An 18,967-nucleotide genomic window follows, 5' to 3' on the forward strand; every position below is an offset into this window, starting at 1 on the left:
TCGCTACGAAGTTGGCGAAGGTGTTCGTGTAGCCGTCGAGCACCCCGAAGGCGATGACCAGCGCACCGAGGACCTCGAGCAGGCGCGTCACGAGCTCGCCCCCGTCAGCTGCGGGACCTGCTCGTCGGCGTGCACGACCTTGCGGTGCGCCGTCATGCCGTCGGCGAGGGTGCCGCTTGCGGTCCGCTGCACCGGGCAGCCGCACAGCGGGCAGATCTCCACTCCCTGCGGGTCGCGCTCGAACCAAGCACTCATGACGCGGCCTGTGCGCGGGTGCGCTCCGTCGCCTGGTCGTGGACCTGGTCCATGTGGGCGTCGAACAGGGTCGCGTCGGGCAGCTCGAGGTTGCACTGCACGTGTGCCGCCTCGCCCCCGAGCTTCGCGTCCCAGTGGCTCCCCTCGCGGGCGACCTGACCCTCGCGCAGTCCGTTGCTCCGGAGCTCGGTGAGCAGGCGCTTCTCGACCAGGCGGCAGTAGCCCTTGAACTCGCCGGCCCGGGTCGTGCCCCGGCCGCCCCATGGCTTGATGGTCTTCATGCGCTCTTCCTCTCGGTCGTGGTGCCGCCGAGCAGCTCGGCGACGATGCGGGGGTCCTGGACCAGGTCGGCCAGCTGGCCGGCGCGCTCGCGCAGCACGGCGCGCACGCGGGTGTCGATGGTGTTGCGGGCGACGACGTCGATGACCTCGGTGCCGTGGGTGGCTTCCATGTCGCCCTCGCCGCGGTCCTCGGCCTGGACGGACTCGACGAGCGACCAGGGGCGCTGCAGGAACAGGAGCGTCCCGGCGGCCGAGAGGGTGATGCCCGTGCCCCCGGCGCCGGTCGTGGCGCAGATCAGGTTGAGGTCGCCGTGCTGGAAGCTGCGGATCGTCTCGGTGCGCACGCCCTGGGCCTGGCCACCGACGATGTAGCCAACCCGGTGGCCGGCCTTCTCGGCTGCGGCGCCGGCCAGCATGATCAGCTGCCGCGACGGCGCGAAGACCACGACCTTCTCGCCCGGCCGCTCGTCGAGCACCTCGAGCAGCGCGTCGACCTTCCACGAGGGGGCCTCGAGCGTCACCTCGGTGTGCACCTTCGGCATGCCGTCGGGGCCGAGCTCGTTCTCGTCGACCGTGGTGACGACGTTCGCCGGCGCGGAGGCCAGCTGGGAGAGCCGGGTCAGCTGCGCCAGCACGCTCATCACCGACATCTCGGAGCCGTCGGGCAGCTCGGCGAGCATCTGCGACTCCATGTCGTCGTACGCCTTGCGCCACTTCGCAGGCAGGTCGACGGTGCGCACGCTGTAGGTCTTGGGCGGCAGCTGGCCCATGACGTCGGCGCGCGCGATGCGGCGGTGCTGGCCGAGCAGCGTCAGGCGGAACTCCGGCTCGGCATGACGCGCCAGGCCGAGGATCTCGTCCCCGTAATCGCCCGGCAACGTCTGGCAGTAGCGGTTGACCCAACGCTCGCGGCTCGGCCAGGCGTGCGGCTCGAGGCAGCGCAGCGCCGGCCAGAGGTCGCCGGGGTGGTGGGTGATCGGGGTGCCCGACAGCGCGACGAAGGTAGTGACGTCGCGGGCCAGGCGCTGCACGGACTTGGTGCGGCCGGCGTGCGGGTTCTTCACGAAGTGGGACTCGTCGACCACCAGGCTGCGCGCGTCGAGGTCGAGCAGCGCGCTGCCCTTCGCGATGACGGGCGTGTCTTGGCGGGCGGTGTCGTAGCTGGTGACGTAGACGTCGGCGGTGCCCGCGAGCGCGTGGCGCTTCTTCGGGGTGCCGCGCCAGGCGACGGCCTTCCAGTAGGGCGCCCACGCGTTGAAGGCCTCGACCCACGGGTCGACGACCGAGGCAGGGCAGACGACCAGGATCGGGAGGCCGCCGAGGTGGCCAGGCCCGGAGCGCAGCGCCAGGCCGAGGATGGTGGTGATGGTCTTGCCGGTGCGTGGCTCGTCGAAGATCAGCTGACGGCCCGTGCGGGCGATCTCGCGGGCGCCGTCGACCTGGTAGGGCCGCGGCACCAGCCCCGCGGGCAGCTCGATGTCGAGCGGCTCGTCGACGGGCAGCGCGGTGGTGCGCGCCAGCGTCTGGGCGGTGATCCACTCGCAGAGTCGCGGGCCGGGCACGAAGTTGGTGCCGAAGGTGGCCGAGAGCTGCACGACGGCTGCCCATGTGAGCGGGGTGCGCAGGGCCCCGGCCGGTTCGGTGGTGGAGAAGAGCGGGGTCAGCAGCTTGAGCCGCTTGGCCGCTCGGGCGACGCCCTCGTGCGTGGGGTCGCCGACCGAGCCGGCCACCAGGATCAGGTCCTGGCAGCCGGCGTCGGTCTCCGCGTGGATGGCAGTCACTGACCCGCGGGCGCCTGTCCGCCACCGGTGAGCTGGGCCAGCAGCTGCTGCTGCTCCGGGCTCAGACCCGCGGGCGCCTGCGGTGCCGGCTGGGCCACCGCCTGCTGCACGGGCTGGGCCTGGGGCTGCTCGGACCACGCCGGCTGGGCCTGCACCGGCTGCTGGTAGGTCTGCTCCGGGGCGGGCTGGGCCTGCGGCTGCGGAGCCAGGGCGGCCTGCTGGACCGGGACCTGCTGCTGGACGGGCGCCGGGGAAGGAGCCCCCGTGCCAGCCGGCGGCGTGTAGCGGACCTGCACGATGTTCGCCGGGTTCATCCCCGCGCCGGTGTTGCGACGCTGGACCAGCGTCACCTCGATGACCGCGCCGGCCGTCGGGGATCCCGAGCAGCCCGCCTCGGCCATCGCGCGCACCAGCTCGTCGCGGGCCTGGCCCTTGACGAACCAGCTCGCCTCCCCGTCGGGGAACTCCGCGCTGGGCTGCAGCTTGAGCGGGACCTTCATCGCGAACTTGGGGCGGCCGTCCTTGTAGAAGAGCGGCGCCTGGGTCCGGAAGTCGGTCTGCTGCTGCACGTCGGCGTTGGTGACGTCGCGCGCCACGATGCCGGCGTACGACGTCCCGATCGGCTTGGGCTGGTTGGTGTTCTTGTCCGTCCAGCTCAGCGACGGCCCACCGCCCACGGACGGCTGGTTGTAGAAGTCGTCGATGCTGCCCTGGGCGAGCGGCTGCGTCGGCGCCTGGGGCGCCTGCGGGGCGCCGTACTGCTGGGGCTGCGGCGGGTAGGCCTGGGCCGGGGCGGCGGGGTACTGCGCCGGGTAGGGCTGCTGGACCGGCTGCTGCGGGTAGCCCTGGACGGGCGGCTGGGGGTACTGCGGGGCGTACGGCTGCTGCGACATGCGGTGCTCCTGGTGACATGGAAGGTGAGGTGGAGTGGTGCCGGCACAAGTGCTGGGTGTCGGCGGCCGACGCGGGACTAGCCCGGGCCGGAGCTCTTGGTGCTGCCGGGGCAACCAGGGCCCCCGTCGCGCGCGGACTGCGGGCGGTAGAACGGGCAGAAGTAGCACTCGTCCGAGTCGGGCGTGGCCGGGATCTGCTCGAAGGTGAGCCGGCCGCCCATGAGATCGTCGGCCTGGTGCTTGCGGCGGTCGGTGTCGCCGAAGACCGTGGTGAGCAGCTCGACGTTCTCGGGCGCGACCTGGCCGGTCTCGTCGAGGAAGCGGCGGTCCCAGACGTAGAGCCCGTCGAGGCTGCCCGCGGTGGCCGGGTAGGCGGCGATCGCGATGCGCCGCACGGGCAGGCCGAGCAGGTGGTAGCCGAGCCCGTAGAGGAGCAGCTGTACGACGTACTTGCGCGGCGGGTCCTTGCGGATCTTTGCCATGGACGACTCGCCGAGGAACTTGTGGTCGACGACGGCCTGCTCGAGCGCGTCGTAGAGGTCGGCGGTGCCGGGGTGGTCGGGGTGCGGAGTGACGCGCTGCTCGGCGATCCAGCGCAGCAGGCCGGTGCGGTCGTTGTCGGCGACGAAGGCGTCCGCGGCCCAGGCGTGCAGCGCGGTGCCGCGGATCGAGGGCCAGGGGTCCACGACGTGGTTGGTGTAGGGCAGCGCTGCGATCTTGCCTGCCACCTGGCGGTCGCACTCGACACCGAGCTCGGAGGGCCCGAGGTGCTGCTGCAGCGTGCGCGGCGCCTGCGCGGCCTGCTCCATGAACACCCGGCGCAGCTCGGCGGCGTACCGGCTGCCCCACGGCGAGGACCCGCCGACCGCCTTGGGCGCGGTCGACATGAACTCGGCAGGGCTGATCGGGTCGGTGACGGTCACGGGGTCACCTGCGGACGTACAGTCCCGGCATGACGAACGCCGCCCGCGAACTCGCGGACCTTCTGGAGACACTCTGTCCGGCTCCGACGGGGGAATCGGTTTTCGCGACGAGGGAGCGCGAACTGACGTCCAGCGGAACGGTCGACTTCGACGAGCTCGACTTCTGGCGCCACCAGGGGGACCTGCACCGCGCAGTTGAACGCTTCGAGGCCCTGATGGATCACCTCGCGAAGTCGGGTCGTTCGGTCGAGTCCTATCGGAAGGATGTGGCGAACTACTACGCGTACGTCTGGATGCCCAGGACGCGCTGGTTCGTGCCGGAGGCCCGCGAGCAGGGTGAGTTCATCGGGGAGGATGAACTTGTACGACTGCGTCTGGTAGCAGACGTAGTGGACGCGCTGGGTGAATCGGCCGTCCTGCAGGCGAGTCGGATGCAGGACGTCCTCCAACGACTGATCGAGCTCCGCGATCTGGTCGAGTCCATCGACTCCCAGGACATGGCACGACAGCACCTTCTCTGGCAGATCGACCTGGCCCTCAAGATGGCGGGCGCAGTGGGTCACTTCGGTGAGACCGCCGCGTCTGAATCCGTTGCCACGGTCGTTGAGGAGGCAGCGGCCTACGCGGAATCCGACGACCTGGAGGAACCCACGAGGTCGCGACTGCGCACAGCCACGCGTGAGGTTGCGATTTCTGCGTTCGGCCGCGTGATGGCACAAGGTGCGCTCGAGGGCGGGGAAGCCGTGATCAAGGCGATCGGGCTGGGCTAGAGCCGGAGCTGGTGCGAACGTCCTCACGACCCCGCCTTGAGCGTCCAGCTGCCGCCCTGGACGGCGTAGCGGACGTAGGTCTCGGGGTCCTCGGCCTTGAAGCGCTTGGAGTCGAAGCGCCAGGTCTCGCTGTAGGACAGCCGCAGCTTGGGGCCGTCGGGACCGACGAGCTCGATCTTGCGGGCCGCGGGACCGGCGGCGTTGGTCAGCTCGACCTTGAGCGCGTCGGTGATGGTCTTCAGCTCGGCGGCTGCCGCGTCCGCCGCCGCCTTCTTGTCGGCGTAGGCGGCGTGCAGCTGCGAGAGGCGGTCGTTGCTGCCGGCCGGGACCTCCACGGGAGGCGGGTCGGTGGGCTGCAGGGTGGGCGGGTTACTCATCGTCGGCTCCTGGTGCGCAGTCGGGGTGGATGGCCTTGCCACGGCGGATCACGTAGCGGGCGTTGATCTGGATCGGCTGGTCGCAGCGGTCGCAGATGGTGAAGTGCTTGGCACGGGGCATCAGGACGCCTCCTGCTGAGCGAGGCCGAGGTAGCGCTCGGGCTTCGTGATGCCGGCCCGGTCCTGGATGTCGAGGAGAGACCAGCCGTCCGCTCGCGCTCGTCGCACGATCTCGACGCGGTCGTCCTTGGTGAGCGGCGCCGTGCGGTCGCCGCTGAGCCTGCGCAGCACTGCCGCCTCGTCGTAGTCGTCCGCGTCGGCCGAGGTGTCGACGACTTCGAGCGCGTCGTCGGGCAGCGGCAGCGCGGAGCCGATGTGGATTCGGCCGTTGATTCGCAGGGGCTTGGCCCAGCCGCGCGCGCTGGCGAGGTTGCGGGCCCGCGACGCGGCGATCCTGTCGCGCCACTCGTCCTCGGGCGGTGCCTGGTCGACCAGCGCGAGGTAGAGACTGTGCACGGCCTTCGCGGTCCGCACCGTGACCTCACGCTGGGTGCCGTTGACCACCGGGTTGAAGTTTCCGGGGGTCCAGCCGAGCCGCGTGCCCAGCTTGGACATCGACCACCCGAGAGCCACCAGCGCCTGCAGGCGCCGCGCGGTGTCGGTGGTAGCGACCTTCGCGCCGTCGGCGAGATCGAGCTCCACCGCCAGGATCCGGTCCGCCGTTGCAGGGCGCAGGCGCTTCTGCGGCGGTCGTCGGGTGCCGTCGACGCGGGGGCAGCCGTACAGCAGCTTCCAGATGACCCCGGACGAGAGGTCGGCAACGGCGCAGATCCGCTTGAGTCCCATGCCTGCAGCCATGAGACGCCGCACGTGGATGCGCGCCGGCTCGGCGTCGACCAGCCCGTTCCAGCGACCGTAGGCGTGCTGTCGCACCCTCTCGGTCTCGTAGACGGAGACTGCGACGCAGCACGGCTCACACCGGCACGCGTCGAGGGTGTAGCAGGCGTAGGTGCCGTGCTGGTGGTTGGCCTGCTTGTGCAGGCAGGGCTTGGGGGTCCGATCGACAGCGGCAAGCCGGGCCTGGCCGCGCTCGGCGGCTGCGGCCTTTGCCAGCCAGCGGGAGCAGGAGTGGCGGCGCTTGGCGTGCGACGCCTTGGCGGCGGTGTCGTAGGTGCCCGTCCAGGAGCAGGTCCGGCACGTGCGCCGGTACGCACCGCGCTTCACGGAGCGCGTCATGACGCTGCCTTGCGGAGGATCCGGCGGCGCTCGGCGGCGGACCTCCCGCCCCAGATGCCGTAGGGCTCCTGGCGGTCGAGGGCGTGGTCCAGGCACGGGGTGACGACCGGGCACCGGGCGCAGACGGCCTTGAGCGCGGCTGGGTTGCCTCCCTGCTCGGGGAACATGCCGTCGGGGTCGACCTGGGCGCACATCGCCGAGCTGATCCACGCCGGCGGGAGCGGCAGCCCGTGGATGTCGACGCTGGGCTCACCCGCCGTCTGGACGCTGCGGTCCTGTCGGTGGAGTGCCATCAGCAAGGCACCTCCTGCACGAGGACCGCACCGGCGGCGGGGGTCGAGGTCTCCGCCGGTGCGGTGGCAGGGGCGGCGCAGTCCGGGCACGGGACGTAGACCAGATCGCGGTCCTCGATCGTCAGCACGACGCTGGCGTCGAGGCAGCGCGGGCAGGCAGGGCTCGGCTCGTTCATCGCGCGCTCCGCGGCAGGCTGGCCATGGTGCACAGGCAGCCGACCAGCAGCGCGCCGTGGAGAAGAGCCAGCAACATCAGCTTGTCGGCGTAGGTCATCGGATATCCTTCGGTCAGTAGTTGTCGCCCCCGTCGTTGGCCTTGCACGCCGGACGGGGGCGCTGCTGTTCTGTGGAGCTAGGCGTCGACCAGGTCCTCGAACCAGGCCTCGAGCTGGGCGCGGGAGAAGAGGTAGAGCCCTCCCCCGTTGGTGCCGGTGCGCTTCCCGCGCAGGCGGCCCGCCTTGACGGCCTCTTGCAGCACGTCCACCGACACGTCGCACAGGGCGGCGGCCGACTTGAGCGTGAAGAAGAGCGGCCCGTCGTTGGCCGGCGCTGCCTTGCGCGAGGGGTGGGTCATGCGACCGCGGCCTCCCGACGGGTGGAGCCGGATGCGTTTGTCACTCGCTGCAAGCGAGAGCCATCATGGCGCTCGAAGAGCTCCTCCACGTCGCGGTCGAGCCACTTCGCGATCGTCTTGGCGAGGTCCTCGGAACAGCCCCGCATGGCGCCGGTCTCGAGCGCGGAGATGGTGGCCTGGGTGCACTTCGCCAGGGCGGCGAGGTCGTACTGGGTGTAGCCGGCGCGCTTGCGAGCCGTCACCAGCGTCTTGTTCTCCAGCACTCGCATCCACGTGCTCCTGTCGAATCGCTTCTTCGGCCTGCGCTTGGTGTTCATCTTCGACCCCCCTTGGTTGGTTTGACAAGTGAAGTCTGCTCCAATCCCCATTCTATTGTCAAGGCTCGCGGCCAAAGGTCCAGGTCAGAGGCTCAGTTTCAGGATTCACTTATCCTGAAAAATGTTCTGGTGGTTCGCACCAGTGAGAACACTTCCCGGAGGATCTTCCGCATGACCGACGAGGCGATGACGCTGCAGCAGATCGCGCAGCTCGCCGTCGACCGCAACGGCGGTGCGGGCGGCCGTGCGTTGGACCGCGTCGCGAAGTCGAAGGGCCTCACGCTCTCCTACACGACGGTCGACAAGATCATCGCCGGCACCTACCGATCGACGCCCAAGGCGTCGACACTCGACGCGCTGTCGGTGCTTGCCGGCGTGCCTGCCGCCCAGGTCTACAAGGCCGCCGAGCGTCCAGTGCCGCGGGCGAAGCTCGCCGACCAACTACCCGAAGGGGCCGACTCGCTGACGCCCCAGCAGCGCGAGGTCGTGCTAGGCCTGGTGCGCCAGTTCGTCCAGGCGAACGAGGTCCTGACCAGCGCTCGCAACCTAGTAGTGCACGGCGTCTCCGGCACTGGCCTCGAGGACAGGCTGCGGATCCTTCTCCACGCCCTGCACGAAGAGAGCAGCCCCCGCGTGCCAGCCGACGTCTTCTACACCGCCAACTACGACGCCCTCCTGGAGGCGATCTTCGATGGCGCGAACATCCCGGACGAGAGGGAGCTGAAGTTCGGCACGTACGGCATGCCCGACGAAGACCGGCACGACGACACTCCCGACGATCCGCGCTTCCACTACGACTCACTGGCTGACGCCGCGCGCACCACCGGCAAGCCCTCGGCCGGCCAGCAGCGCCGCAAGGACGCCGAGCAGGCTGGCGAGCCGCCGGCCGACGACCCCGATGACGTGGAGCCCCGATGAAAGCCATGCTCGCGCTGCTGACCGCCGGAGTGCTTGTGATCGCTGCCGTGGCTGTCTACGCCGTCTTCATCCGGGACCCGGAGCGCGACAAGGCGGAGTCCTACTTCAGCCACTACCTCGACACGTGCGACGAGGCGGAGGCCGATCAGTCCAACCTGAGCCTCAACGAGCAGCTCGCCACCCCGCCGGACTTCGAGTGCGACCGCAGCGTCGACGAGCTGCTGGACATGTGGGAGGACGAGAACCGGCCCAAGCCCTCGGAGATCGCAGCCCACCCGACGCCCCGCTGATCGAAGTCGGTGTCGGCGGCGCCACCTAGCGTCCCCGCCATGCAACGCACGCCTTCCCCGCGCCAGCACCACCCCTGGCGAGTCTTCTCCACGCTGACCGAGTGGAAGCTCGAGTGGACCGACGACCTGCCGGCCGGGACGCTCGGCAGGACCGAGTTCGACGCGAAGCGCGTGCTGCTCGCCAACGGCATGGACCAGGCCGAGCGCCGGTGCACGATCGCGCACGAGACCCAGCACATCCTGCGCGGGCCCTACCCGGCCCACCGCCGGCTGTACGAGGAGCTGACCATCGACCGGAAGGTGTCACGCCTGCTCATCCCCTCGGTGAGGAAGATCGGGCACGCCCTGGCGTTCCACCGCGCCGACGTCGAGCAGGCCGCCGACGAGCTCTGGGTTGACGAGCCGATCCTGAACGTCCGGCTCAGTAGTCTGGCGCCGCGCGAGCGGGCCTACATGGCCGAGCAGATGGCCACGATCCTGGTGTAGTGCTACTCGGGCGGCGTGCCGATCGACGGTGCGTCGTAGGTCTGGACCTCGTCGTACTGGATCTCGATGTTGTGCGCAGGACTCACCCACACCGCTCTAGTACCGGCGTCCGAGACGTTGCTGAGGCTGACGTTCAGCCAGACCCCGCCCTTCGACGCGAAGGCATTCGTGAGGAGCGTCCGCAGCTCGTCGAGGTCCTTGTCGCCCAGCTCGTACACGTCGTCATTGATCTTCATGTGGCCCATGGCCCTCACCGTATCCGCCACTCAGGCCGGCTGGCCGTACTGCAGCGCCGAAGCGACGAGCTCGACCGCCTCAAGCTTGGGCGCGCGGTGGATGCGCCGGTACTCCCCCGACTGCGCAGCTGTCGAGTGCCCGAGCAGCGACTTGATGACCTCGGGGTCGACGCCGGCCTCGCCGAGCTGTGTGGCGGTGACGTTGCGGCACTCGTGGATCTTGAAGTAGCGCCCAGCCGGGTGGCCCACCGGCACGGGCCCGAGCTCGGTGCGGTCGTCGTACGTCGCCAGCGCCGCGGCGCCCTGGATCGCGTACCACTCGGCGAGGTCGCTCTTGTCGTTCGCCGGGCGACCCGACGCAGCTGGGAAGACGAGCCCCCAGGGGTTCGCCGGCCGCTGCTCGAGCCACGCGCGCATCGCGGTCTCGAAGGCGGGCGTCATCGGCAGGACCCGCACCCCGGCCTTCGACTTGGGTCGCACCAGGTGCCAAGAGTCGACGAGCTGGCGGGCGTCGTAGCCGTCGGGCACCCGGAAGCCCGACGTGCGGTCGCGGGCGACGTTGTAGGGCAGGTTGTCTAGCTGCCACTCGAGGCGGATCTCGTGGGCGTCGAAGTCGACGTAGTCCTCGGTGAGGCCGAGCACCTCGCCCTGGCGGGGGCCGTAGAGCAGCGCCATGGCCCAGCGCACCCCGTGGGGCAGGTCTGCGGCGACGCGCAGGCAGGCGACGGACTCGGGCAGGGTGAGGTCCATGCGGTCGCTCTGGGCGGTCTTGGGCGCCGGGACGAGCAGCACGCGCTGCGGCACCTGGTGGCCTTCGACGATCGCGGCCCGCAGCAGGTTGAGCAGCGTGCGGTGGGTGGCGGCCGCGGTGGCCTCCTTGCGGCCGGCCTGGCGCTGGGCGTCGGCGACCGCGCGGAGGTCGGCCGGGGTCAGGGTCTCCAGGCGCTTGTGCCCGATGGTCGGGATGATCCACCGACGTACCGGCGAGGCGGCGGCGTTGTACCCGCGGGGCGCGAGGGTGCGCTTCTTGATGTCCAGCCACGCCAGTGCCCACTGCTTGACCGTCGTGCGCGCCGACTGGGTCGGGGTGCCGCTGGCCTCGATTGCCAGGCGCTTGTCGCGCAGCTTCTTCACCACGGCGGCGCGATCCACCTTGGGCTTGCCGGTCGACTTCACTGACACCGTGATGCGCCGGCGCGTCCCGGCCGCGGTCTCCCCCACCTCGATGGTGGCGATCCAGCGGCGGTCGCTCTGGCGCTGGTAGACGCTGCCTTCGCCGTACTCGCGCCGCTTCGCCATGGGTGAAGTCTACTCCAAAAATGTAGCCATCTCTGTAGCCAAGTATCCCTCCAAATCCCCCGGTGGACCCCCAGAAACCCGCACTCTCAGGCGGGCAAGCGTCCATCGCCCGCAGGTCACCTTCTGCCTCCTAAGCGAAAGGTCGCAGGTTCGACTCCTGCCTGGGGCACGGTCTCCGCCTCGCCCCGCCTCAGCGCCGGAGGAGGCGGCCTCCGGCGCCACCTCCCGTACGGCGGTCAGGGTGCGGCGGGCGCTCCGCCAGACCGGCCGCGACCAGCCCGGCGATCGGCGGGTGGGCCCGCCGACGCACGCGAGCCGCCCCCGACCTGACGGCAGGTCGGGGGCGGCTCGGGTGCTCTCAGCGCCGCACGCGCACCCGCACGACGCGCGTCACGGTGCGGTCACCGACGCGCAGCGTGACCCGCACCCGGTGCCCGCCGAGGGCGGCCTTCCGGCCGATGGCGAACGAGAGGGTCACCTTCCGCACCCCTCCGGCGCGTACGCCGGGGACCCGGACGACCCGCTTGCCCGAGGCGCGCAGCGCCGCCGGCGTCCGCGCGCTCACGGTCGAGCGGAGCACGCGCGACGTCTTGTTGCGCACGGTGAAGGTCATCCGCGCCCGGTGGCCGCGCTGGACGGTGACCACCTTCTGCGCGGCGCCGAACGTGACCGCACCGAGCGGACCGCGCGGGCCCTGCGGGCCCTGGGGACCGGCCGGACCCTGGGGGCCGGTGGCGCCCGGCGTGCCGGACTCGCCTCCGGGACCCTGCGGACCCGTCGGACCCTGGGGACCCGTCGGACCCGTCGGACCCGTCGGACCGGTCGGACCGTCCTGGCCCGGCTCGCCCGGCTCGCCCTTCAGAGGCCCGGTGCTCAGACCGGTGAGCGGCACCTCGAAGCGCCCCTCGGGCGTGTTGGCCGTGACGACCAGCTCCGCGGTCGAGGTGACCTCGGCCGCCGACGGGGAGAAGCGGACCAGCGCCTCGCAGGTCGCGCCGGGCGCGATCTCGACGTCGACGCACTGCTCGCCGGCCAGGACGAACTCGCCGGCCGGGCTGCTGCCCTTCGCCGCGATCGCGAGCTTGGTGATCCGCAGCGGCTGGTCGCCGCTGTTGGTCACCGTCACGCGCTGGCCGACACCGACCGTCCCGACGGGCTGCGTCGGGAAGACCGGCGCCGGGGCGTCGATGCGCGAGCCCGGTCCGGCGTACGCCACGACCTGCACCGTCCGCTGGCCGGTGACCGGTGCGGTCGAGGCCGCGTCGGTGTACTCCCGCATCGAGTCGCTCGTGACGCTGAGCGTGACCGCGCCCGTGCGCAGACCCGTCAGCTGACGGGTCTCGGGGTCGAGGATCGCGATCTTCTTGCCCGCGCGGGCCGACTCGACGGCGGCGTCGCCGGAGCCGATGGCCAGCCCCGGGTCACCGGACCAGTGGACCGAGACCGGGAAGGCCAGGGGCACGACCCGGCTGCCGGGCGTGACGCCCGACGGCTGGACGACGTGGCCGCCGACGGTCGCGCTGCGGCTCACCTCGAGAGTCTCCGGCGCGTCGACGACGGTCTCCTGGGAGAACGCCCGGACGTCGGCGGTCAGCCACTGCTCCCCCGCCGAGGCGTCCCGGTCGACGCCCCAGCTCAGCCAGCCGGTGAGGCCGCCGCGGTCGGGCGTGCCGTACGGCGACTTGCCGGACGACGGCAGCACCACGAACGGCACACCCTCGAGCCGCTGGACGCTCGCGATCTGTGCGTGCGAGCCGACCATCGCGACGCCCTTGTCGCTCTCCTCGCGGAAGTCGGTGAGCAGCTTCTCCACCAGTCGCACCTCGATGCGGTCGGTGAGCTGGCTGGCGTCCGTCTCCGCCGGGTCCTCGACCGGGTGGTGGGCGAAGACCATGACGTTGTCGACGGCCGGGTCGTCGGCCGCGGTGTCGAGGGCCTGCTGCAGCATCGGCAGCTGGTCCCAGTCGGAGCCCCGCAGCGAACCCAGGGCGCTGTTCAGGAGCACGAACCGCGTGCCCTTGTGGTCGAACGTGCGGTAGGGCTGGCCGAACTCCGCCTCCCACGCGTCGAGCGTCGACTGCACGTTGCCGACGCCGTAGGACTCGTGGTTGCCCGGCACGTAGTAGCACGGCACGGTGCCGGACGCGGGGTCCGGCGTGCTCTCGGCCTGGGGCTCCTCCCCCAGGCCGATCAGGTCGCAACCGCCGGCCTCGAGGGTCTGGCGCGCGAGCGTGACGTCCTCGGCCAGGCCGCGGTCGACGATGTCGCCGTTGAGCACGATCAGGTCGGGCTTCTGGGCGCGGATCCGCGCCAGGGCGGCGATCGCGACCTTGGTCAGCTCGGGCTGGGCGGCGGTGAACTGCACGTCCGACAGGGTCGCGAAGCTCCAGTCCCGCTCCTCGTCGACGCGACCGTCGGGTGAGAACAGCGGGTCCGCGAGCAGCGGCTCCTGGCCGGGCAGCTCGATCTCGGACGGCACGTCGGCCTCGATCCCGCCGAAGACGAAGTGGCCGGCCTCCTGCTGGCTGACCGCGGTGTTGATGCCCTGGAAGGAGTTGAAGCGGATCGGGTACGTCGCCGTGGACGGGATCGTGAACGTGACGTACTGCCACTGGTCGGAGGCCACCAGGCCGGTGCCGTAGAGGCCGTGGGACTTGCCCGCGGCGTCCCAGAAGCCGGCGTAGGTGAGGCCGGACGGGACCAGGACGCTGGACTTCATCTTGACCCGCACGCGCAGCGGCTGCCCAGGGATCTCGACCCAGCGGGCCGGCACTCCGGCGGCGGTGATGCCCTTGTTGCGGGTGGCGCTGAAGTCCAGGCGGACGCCCTCGGGGTCCTTGGTGATCGCGACCGTGGAGCCGGCCGAGCTGTTGCTCGTCCAGCGCCCGGAGCCCGCGGCCTCGTCGTCGAAGGCGTAGGGGCGCACGGTCTGCACGCCGACCGTGATCGGCAGCCGGGTGGTCCGGCCGCCGGCGCTGAGGACCAGCACGGTGCCGCCGTCGGTGAGGGGCGTGATCCTCAGGCCGGTGCCCGAGGGCGTGACCTTGATGATGCGGCGGTCGTAGTCGAGGTCCAGGTCGGCGGCCTCGACCGGGGCGGTGAAGCCCTGGCCGTCACGGCCGGTGACGCGGAGCTGGACGGCGTTCGCCGGCACGGGGTCCGCGATCGCGATCCGGTTGGTCGAGAGCTCGAGGCTGCGCAGCGGACGCAGCACCCGGACGCGCGCGACGCCCTGGCTGCCGTCGGCGGTGCCCTTGACCGTGATCGTGCCGCTCGCGTCGGCGGGTGCGGCGAGCAGCCCGCTGTCGACCATGCCGGCCGACGTGCTCCAGCGGACGTCGCCACGCGCGAGCGGGACCGGCGTCAGGTGGTCGTCGATCGCCTTGGCGGACAGGGTGCGGTGCAGGCCGGGGAAGACCTTCGCCTTGCCGGTGCCCGGCGTGACCACCAGCTCCTCGGCCTTCCCGGTGCCGGGCGCGACGAACACGCCGACGCCGTTGGGGTCGAGCCGCTCGGTCCCGTCGGAGGGACGGTTGCGCACCGAGGTGGCCGTCTCGCCGAGGGCGCGCGCCACCATCGTGGTGGAGCCGCCGCCGTCGAGGTTCCATGCCGTCTCGGCGCCCTGGCCGACCATGAACGCCGCCAGCTCTCGCATCGTCATGCCGTTGATCGGCGACTGGCGGCCGTCGTTCGTGACCAGCAGCATCGTCCGGCCGCCGTCCTTGAAGCCGATGACCGTGCGGGGGTGCACGTCGTTGTCCAGCTCGGAGTCCGGCCGCGCGACACCGTCGCGCACGAGCTCGCGGTTGGAGCCGATCACGAACTTCATCTGCTTGGCCAGGGTGTCGCTCAGCTCGTAGCCGAGCGTCACGGCGTCACCGGGCACGAGCGTGCGGATCGCCGCGGCGCCCGCCTCGCGCCCGACCAGCACGAACGCGCCCTCGGGGATCGGGCCGGTGCCGGCGGCGGCCGGGTCCACCGAGACGACGACGTCGCCCCGCACCAGCACCGAGGCGACGTCGGTCGCGCCGCTCACGGCGATGGCCCGGCTGGCGCTGCCCCAGCGCGAGGTGTAGGCGCTGATCGAGCCGGCCGGCGAGCCGGCCAGGGTGTTCGACGCGTTCAGCGAGATCACCGCGTGGTCGGCGCCGCCGAACGTGGCCTTCGCGTCGAGCGCCATGTCGACGGCGCGGCCGACGCCGTCCTGGCCGACCCCGACGTGCGTCCAGCTGCCGTAGTCGGAGGACTTGAGCAGCTCGTTGTCCTTCACGGCGGCGCCCAGGGGCGCCCCCGAGTTGTTGATGTCGAAGAAGTCGCCGTTGACGCCGGCGACGGCGCCGGCCTCGTCGGCCTTCTTCGAGATCGCGTTGCGGTCGGTGACGTGCTCACCGGACAGCAGGTCGCTGGTCACGGCCGGGTTGGCCAGGTCGACCTTGAGGATCTGCTGGTCGTACCAGCCCTTCGGCGTCACCTGGGTGAGGCTGCGCAGGGTGATGCCGGGACCGACGGTCTCGGTCTCGTCGACGAGCGACAGGGAGTCGGGTGCCGTCGTGTCGTCGGCCGCCGCGGCGGCGACGCTCGTGACCACCGGAGCGGCAGCCAGGGCCGGCTCCGCCGGTGCGGCGCCGAGGACGCCCGCGGCGAGTGCCGTGACGGCGAGCGCGGAGAGGGATGATCGGAGCAGCGGTCGGCCCGATCGGGAGGGCAGGGTCATTCGTCAACCTCGTGTGGGGGGTCTTCACCGCGATCGCGGTACCGGAGGATTCACGCAGCGGCGCACCACCGGGCCGCGACCGCTCTGCCGTCGTCAGGTAAACGATGAGTGAAGACCCCTCTTAGCGCTGGGCCTCTCCGAACCTCGCACCATCGACGGCCCCACGGGCGCGAGGCCCGGGCACTAGCCTGGGCCGATGCCCGAGACGCAGCTGGTCGTCATGTCCGAGGCGGCGGTCGAGGAGTGGCGCGCCCACCACGCCGCCGCAGGCGGCTCCTCCTTCCCCGATCCCTCCGCCTCGGACGGGGTGGAGGTCGAGGCGCTGGAGGTCGTCGTCGGGGACGTCGCCGTGGGGGGCGTCGTCCTGAGCCACCGCGCCGACCTGGCCCGGACGACGATCCGGCTGCTCGACACCACGCTGGACGACGACGACGCACCCCGCTGGCTCGCCGTCCTCGCCGCCATCGAGTCGTACGCCGTGACGCGAGGTGCCCGGAGCCTGGTCACCGCCGTCTCCCCGCGGCTGCTGGCGCCGCTGCAGCAGGCGGGGTTCACCGTCACCATGACCGGGGTCGGCGTGACGGTCGCTCACGGCCCCGACCGCAGGATGGTCGACGACGGCCGGGTCCGCCTCCGCGCGATGGACGACGACGAGCGACGTCGGTTCGTCCCCGACGCCCGCGAGATCCTGCGCTCGGGGATGTCGCAGGCCGGGGTGCTCGCCGAGCCGGGCGCGCCGATGGACACCGTCGAGCAGCGCCTCGCCGGCCTGGTCGAGTCGCCGCCGTCCGACGAGGTGCTCCTGCTGGCCTCGGTCGACGGCGTCCCCGTCGGCCGGTTCTGGGGCACGCTCGCCGAGCGCGACGGCGTGGTCGACCTCGTCGGCAACACCATCGACCTCTTCCCCGAGCATCGTGGGAAGGGGCTGACGCGCCCCTTCATGGCGGCCCTCGAGACCTACGCACGAGAGCACCGACTGCGCGACTTCCGGGGCCGCCTCTACGGCCACGAGCGCCGGGCCCGCACCACCGTGGTGGGCATGGGGGCAGGCATCGACGACGTCCACCTCCGCAAGGACCTCGACCGGCCTCCCGCATGAGTCCCCTCATTCGCCTGACCCGGGGCCGCCCGTCGATCTAGGCTCCGGCTGTCGAGGCCGCACCGGTGCCTCGCGGAGCACCCGGAGGACATCGTGACCCGCAGCATCACCCGAGGCCTGGCCGTGAGCGCGGTCAGCGCCCTCGCCCTCACCGGCCTGTCACTCGCCGTCGTCCCCGCGGCGCACGCCGCCGGCCCTGAGGTGACGCTGCTCAGCCAGTTCACGGGGTTCGCCTCCATCCGCCTCAACGACGACGACTTCGAGTCCGACCTCGTCAACGCCACCCGACTCACGGCGCACGTCGGCTCGACCGGCGCGCAGGTCACGTTCCAGTACAACGCCGACCCGGAGGCCTCCGACGACGACCCCGGCTGGACCACGCTGCAGCGGGAGATCCGCGGGTCGGGTCCCTACCGCTCCATCACCTGGGACGGCGATGGGTCGAACCAGAACTTCGTCGGCGAGCGGGTCGCGATGCGCGCCGTGGCCACCGACGAGAGCGGCACGTCCTACTCGACCCGGCGCAACGTCGAGGTCACCGGCAACGACTCCCCGGTCCACTCCGTGACGGTCTCCACCGACTCGGCCGGCTACTTCACGCAGCCGTACGCCGACTCCGCCAAGACGTCGACGAGGATCGCGGTCTCGGGCACGACCTCGGCCACCGACGGCACCGTCGAGCTCTCGGCGTGGCGCAGCAGCACGGGCACGTTCGTCGCCAAGACCGCCCTCGCGGTGGAGGAGGACTCCTACAAGCTCCCGGGCTCCGAGACCACGCTGGTCCCCAGCGGCCGCTTCGACGGCCTGCTCGACATCACGGGCTTCGACCCCGAGGAGGGCGCGATCGCCGTCGCGGCCTCGCGTGGCGCCGACGACGTCTCCCCGGTCGAGCTCACGCCCCAGACCATCGGCTCCATCAGCGCCTACGCCCAGGACGTGGAGGTCGCAGGCGGCCAGGGCAAGATCGCCATCGACGTCCTGGACACGAACGGCCAGCGGGTCGTCGGCGCCGAGGTCCGGCGTCTGTCCACCGGAGCGCTGGTCGGCTACACCGGCCTCTCGACGTTCGAGGCGACGCAGCCGGCGGGGACCACGGAGCAGTACTACGTCAACACCACGGACGCCGACGCCTACTCGGCCGAGCAGGACGTCGTCTCGGACCCGACCTCCGTGGAGACCTACACCCCGGAGGCCACGTCGACCGAGAACCTGTTCTCGGACGGTCCGGTCTTCGACGTCGACGAGTACGCCGCCGGAGACATCACCGTGGGGGTGTACGACCAGCGCGGCAGGGCCATGCCGGGCCAGAGCGTGTCGTACCAGATCTTCGAGGCCGACGGGGAGGCGCCGGCCACCTACCGCACCGTCGTCGCCGACGCCGAGGGCGTCGCGACGATCCCCTTCGACACGGCGGGCGCCGACGGCAGCTACATCCTGGCCACCCTGCCGACCGCCCGCGCCGACGACCCCGACGCGGCGAGGTGGACCGAGTTCACGACGGGACAGGCCACCTTGACCCTCAGCCCCAAGGCCAACCCGTCGCTCGCCGACCCCGGCGCCCAGATCGACTACGTCGCCAGGCTCAGCCTCGACGGCAAGCCGCTGCGCGGCCGACGCGTCGACCTCGGCTACCGGCGCGGGGTCGAGGTCGTCCCGGGCAACCAGGCGGACGCAGGGATCCTCGTGGACGGGCGACGGGTGCTGAGCACCACCGCGACGACCAACAACAACGGCACCCTGCGGGTCACCGTCGACGACGCCGCCGAGACGCCCCAGGCGACCGAGAAGGGCGGCCGCCTGACGGTGGCGACCGGCCTGACCGTCGCGAGCCCGGATGCCGACGAGGACAACCGCGTCGACGGCAACGCACGGGCCAGCACCACCATGACCACGTCGTTCGGCACCGCCGGACCCGGGAGCGCCGCTGTCGCTCTCGCGGGCGCCAACAACGGCAAGAAGGCCGACGTCCTCAAGGTCACGGGGCCGACCTCTCTCGCCGGCGAGCGGGTCCAGGTCTTCCGGGTCCAGGCCAACGGCAAGCGACTCCTGGTGACCACGAAGGCGCTCAACGCCGCGGGCGACCTGCCGTCGCTGAAGGTCCGGGACAAGAACGGCGCCGCGAAGACGACCTACGTCGTCCAGCTGCTCGCCAGCGCCCGCGTGAAGGCGTCGACCTCCAACAAGAGGGTCGTGCGCTGACCCTCGGCCCCTAGGTCGTGTGCCGG

At 71.6% G+C, this 18,967-nt stretch carries 21 protein-coding genes; 6 read left to right on the top strand and 15 right to left on the bottom strand.

Annotation, left to right across the window (positions count from 1 at the left end; genetic code table 11):
• Positions 1–87 precede the first annotated feature (87 nt).
• From E4622_RS22740 to E4622_RS09850, 5 genes are all read right to left on the bottom strand, one after another.
• Positions 88–255 (bottom strand): hypothetical protein, encoded by a 168-nt coding sequence (locus tag E4622_RS22740; RefSeq protein ID WP_167736040.1) that lies wholly within the window; start codon positions 253–255, stop codon positions 88–90.
• Positions 252–536, bottom strand: a complete 285-nt coding sequence (locus E4622_RS09835; RefSeq protein ID WP_134740016.1) for a hypothetical protein — start codon at positions 534–536, stop codon at positions 252–254. The genes E4622_RS22740 and E4622_RS09835 overlap by 4 nt, the downstream gene beginning before the upstream one ends.
• Entirely contained in the window at positions 533–2,317 is a 1,785-nt protein-coding gene (locus E4622_RS09840; protein WP_134740017.1) for a DEAD/DEAH box helicase, read from the bottom strand. The genes E4622_RS09835 and E4622_RS09840 overlap by 4 nt, the downstream gene beginning before the upstream one ends.
• The gene (locus E4622_RS09845) at positions 2,314–3,210 is read right to left on the bottom strand and encodes a hypothetical protein (RefSeq protein WP_134740018.1); all 897 of its coding nucleotides are present in this window, start codon (positions 3,208–3,210) and stop codon (positions 2,314–2,316) included. The genes E4622_RS09840 and E4622_RS09845 overlap by 4 nt, the downstream gene beginning before the upstream one ends.
• A gap of 77 nt (positions 3,211–3,287) precedes the next feature.
• On the bottom strand, positions 3,288–4,133 hold the full coding sequence (locus E4622_RS09850; protein WP_134740019.1) for a hypothetical protein: 846 nt from the start codon (positions 4,131–4,133) through the stop codon (positions 3,288–3,290).
• A gap of 29 nt (positions 4,134–4,162) precedes the next feature.
• Between E4622_RS09850 and E4622_RS09855 the strand changes: the two genes are divergently transcribed.
• Complete coding sequence (locus E4622_RS09855) at positions 4,163–4,903, top strand: hypothetical protein (protein WP_134740020.1); 741 nt, start codon at positions 4,163–4,165, stop codon at positions 4,901–4,903.
• A gap of 23 nt (positions 4,904–4,926) precedes the next feature.
• On the opposite strand, the gene E4622_RS09860 is transcribed toward E4622_RS09855, so the two are convergent.
• The 7 genes from E4622_RS09860 to E4622_RS09880 form a co-directional block, all read right to left on the bottom strand.
• Positions 4,927–5,280 (bottom strand): hypothetical protein, encoded by a 354-nt coding sequence (locus E4622_RS09860; protein WP_134740021.1) that lies wholly within the window; start codon positions 5,278–5,280, stop codon positions 4,927–4,929.
• Positions 5,273–5,401 (bottom strand): hypothetical protein, encoded by a 129-nt coding sequence (locus E4622_RS23325; protein WP_280633752.1) that lies wholly within the window; start codon positions 5,399–5,401, stop codon positions 5,273–5,275. The genes E4622_RS09860 and E4622_RS23325 overlap by 8 nt, the downstream gene beginning before the upstream one ends.
• Positions 5,401–6,516, bottom strand: coding sequence for a hypothetical protein (locus E4622_RS09865; RefSeq protein ID WP_134740022.1), 1,116 nt, complete (start codon positions 6,514–6,516; stop codon positions 5,401–5,403). The genes E4622_RS23325 and E4622_RS09865 overlap by 1 nt, the downstream gene beginning before the upstream one ends.
• A complete protein-coding gene (locus E4622_RS23330) occupies positions 6,513–6,809 on the bottom strand; it encodes a WhiB family transcriptional regulator (RefSeq protein WP_134740023.1) in 297 nt (98 codons plus the stop codon). Before E4622_RS23330 ends, E4622_RS09865 begins: the two co-directional genes overlap by 4 nt.
• On the bottom strand, positions 6,809–6,985 hold the full coding sequence (locus E4622_RS22745) for a hypothetical protein (RefSeq protein ID WP_167736041.1): 177 nt from the start codon (positions 6,983–6,985) through the stop codon (positions 6,809–6,811). The genes E4622_RS23330 and E4622_RS22745 overlap by 1 nt, the downstream gene beginning before the upstream one ends.
• A 176-nt stretch (positions 6,986–7,161) precedes the next feature.
• Positions 7,162–7,383 carry a helix-turn-helix domain-containing protein gene (locus E4622_RS09875; protein ID WP_134740024.1) on the bottom strand — a complete coding sequence of 74 codons (222 nt, stop codon included), beginning with the start codon at positions 7,381–7,383 and terminating at the stop codon, positions 7,162–7,164.
• A complete protein-coding gene (locus E4622_RS09880; RefSeq protein ID WP_167736042.1) occupies positions 7,380–7,700 on the bottom strand; it encodes a helix-turn-helix transcriptional regulator in 321 nt (106 codons plus the stop codon). The genes E4622_RS09875 and E4622_RS09880 overlap by 4 nt, the downstream gene beginning before the upstream one ends.
• Positions 7,701–7,871: 171 nt before the next feature.
• Here E4622_RS09880 and E4622_RS09885 point away from each other — a divergent pair, with 171 nt between their 5' ends.
• The 3 genes from E4622_RS09885 to E4622_RS09895 are packed head-to-tail and all read left to right on the top strand — an operon-like array spanning position 7,872 to position 9,394.
• The gene (locus E4622_RS09885; protein WP_134740026.1) at positions 7,872–8,618 is read left to right on the top strand and encodes a hypothetical protein; all 747 of its coding nucleotides are present in this window, start codon (positions 7,872–7,874) and stop codon (positions 8,616–8,618) included.
• Positions 8,615–8,908: a hypothetical protein gene (locus E4622_RS09890; protein WP_134740027.1), complete on the top strand. Its 294-nt coding sequence runs from the start codon at positions 8,615–8,617 to the stop codon at positions 8,906–8,908. The genes E4622_RS09885 and E4622_RS09890 overlap by 4 nt, the downstream gene beginning before the upstream one ends.
• Before the next feature lie 39 nt (positions 8,909–8,947).
• Positions 8,948–9,394 carry a hypothetical protein gene (locus tag E4622_RS09895; protein WP_134740028.1) on the top strand — a complete coding sequence of 149 codons (447 nt, stop codon included), beginning with the start codon at positions 8,948–8,950 and terminating at the stop codon, positions 9,392–9,394.
• A 2-nt stretch (positions 9,395–9,396) separates the two neighbouring features.
• Here E4622_RS09895 and E4622_RS09900 read toward each other — a convergent pair whose 3' ends face one another.
• The 3 genes from E4622_RS09900 to E4622_RS09910 all read right to left on the bottom strand — a co-directional run bounded on the left by E4622_RS09900 (position 9,397) and on the right by E4622_RS09910 (position 15,643).
• Positions 9,397–9,639 carry a hypothetical protein gene (locus E4622_RS09900; RefSeq protein ID WP_134740029.1) on the bottom strand — a complete coding sequence of 81 codons (243 nt, stop codon included), beginning with the start codon at positions 9,637–9,639 and terminating at the stop codon, positions 9,397–9,399.
• A gap of 21 nt (positions 9,640–9,660) precedes the next feature.
• Complete coding sequence (locus E4622_RS09905; RefSeq protein WP_134740030.1) at positions 9,661–10,929, bottom strand: tyrosine-type recombinase/integrase; 1,269 nt, start codon at positions 10,927–10,929, stop codon at positions 9,661–9,663.
• A gap of 358 nt (positions 10,930–11,287) precedes the next feature.
• A complete protein-coding gene (locus E4622_RS09910) occupies positions 11,288–15,643 on the bottom strand; it encodes a phosphodiester glycosidase family protein (RefSeq protein WP_134740031.1) in 4,356 nt (1,451 codons plus the stop codon).
• A gap of 196 nt (positions 15,644–15,839) precedes the next feature.
• Here E4622_RS09910 and E4622_RS09915 point away from each other — a divergent pair, with 196 nt between their 5' ends.
• On the top strand, positions 15,840–16,742 hold the full coding sequence (locus tag E4622_RS09915) for a hypothetical protein (protein ID WP_134740032.1): 903 nt from the start codon (positions 15,840–15,842) through the stop codon (positions 16,740–16,742).
• Between the two features lie 93 nt (positions 16,743–16,835).
• A complete protein-coding gene (locus E4622_RS09920; RefSeq protein ID WP_134740033.1) occupies positions 16,836–18,941 on the top strand; it encodes a hypothetical protein in 2,106 nt (701 codons plus the stop codon).
• Positions 18,942–18,967 lie beyond the last annotated feature (26 nt).

The sequence above is a fragment of the Nocardioides sp. 503 genome (assembly GCF_004522095.1).
GTDB lineage: Bacteria > Actinomycetota > Actinomycetes > Propionibacteriales > Nocardioidaceae > Nocardioides.

Excerpts from the sequence above, each read along its gene's own strand:
- E4622_RS23325 (WP_280633752.1), bottom strand. The coding sequence starts at position 5,401 with ATGCCCCGTGCCAAGCACTTCACCATCTGCGACCGCTGCGACCAGCCG.
- E4622_RS09860 (WP_134740021.1), bottom strand. The coding sequence starts at position 5,280 with ATGAGTAACCCGCCCACCCTGCAGCCCACCGACCCGCCTCCCGTGGAG.
- E4622_RS09910 (WP_134740031.1), bottom strand. The coding sequence starts at position 15,643 with ATGACCCTGCCCTCCCGATCGGGCCGACCGCTGCTCCGATCATCCCTC.
- E4622_RS09895 (WP_134740028.1), top strand. The coding sequence starts at position 8,948 with ATGCAACGCACGCCTTCCCCGCGCCAGCACCACCCCTGGCGAGTCTTC.
- E4622_RS09905 (WP_134740030.1), bottom strand. The coding sequence starts at position 10,929 with ATGGCGAAGCGGCGCGAGTACGGCGAAGGCAGCGTCTACCAGCGCCAG.
- E4622_RS09915 (WP_134740032.1), top strand. The coding sequence starts at position 15,840 with ATGCCCGAGACGCAGCTGGTCGTCATGTCCGAGGCGGCGGTCGAGGAG.
- E4622_RS09845 (WP_134740018.1), bottom strand. The coding sequence starts at position 3,210 with ATGTCGCAGCAGCCGTACGCCCCGCAGTACCCCCAGCCGCCCGTCCAG.
- E4622_RS09885 (WP_134740026.1), top strand. The coding sequence starts at position 7,872 with ATGACCGACGAGGCGATGACGCTGCAGCAGATCGCGCAGCTCGCCGTC.
- E4622_RS09900 (WP_134740029.1), bottom strand. The coding sequence starts at position 9,639 with ATGGGCCACATGAAGATCAATGACGACGTGTACGAGCTGGGCGACAAG.
- E4622_RS23330 (WP_134740023.1), bottom strand. The coding sequence starts at position 6,809 with ATGGCACTCCACCGACAGGACCGCAGCGTCCAGACGGCGGGTGAGCCC.
- E4622_RS09835 (WP_134740016.1), bottom strand. The coding sequence starts at position 536 with ATGAAGACCATCAAGCCATGGGGCGGCCGGGGCACGACCCGGGCCGGC.
- E4622_RS09865 (WP_134740022.1), bottom strand. The coding sequence starts at position 6,516 with ATGACGCGCTCCGTGAAGCGCGGTGCGTACCGGCGCACGTGCCGGACC.
- E4622_RS09880 (WP_167736042.1), bottom strand. The coding sequence starts at position 7,700 with ATGAACACCAAGCGCAGGCCGAAGAAGCGATTCGACAGGAGCACGTGG.
- E4622_RS09890 (WP_134740027.1), top strand. The coding sequence starts at position 8,615 with ATGAAAGCCATGCTCGCGCTGCTGACCGCCGGAGTGCTTGTGATCGCT.
- E4622_RS22745 (WP_167736041.1), bottom strand. The coding sequence starts at position 6,985 with ATGAACGAGCCGAGCCCTGCCTGCCCGCGCTGCCTCGACGCCAGCGTC.
- E4622_RS09875 (WP_134740024.1), bottom strand. The coding sequence starts at position 7,383 with ATGACCCACCCCTCGCGCAAGGCAGCGCCGGCCAACGACGGGCCGCTC.
- E4622_RS22740 (WP_167736040.1), bottom strand. The coding sequence starts at position 255 with ATGAGTGCTTGGTTCGAGCGCGACCCGCAGGGAGTGGAGATCTGCCCG.
- E4622_RS09855 (WP_134740020.1), top strand. The coding sequence starts at position 4,163 with ATGACGAACGCCGCCCGCGAACTCGCGGACCTTCTGGAGACACTCTGT.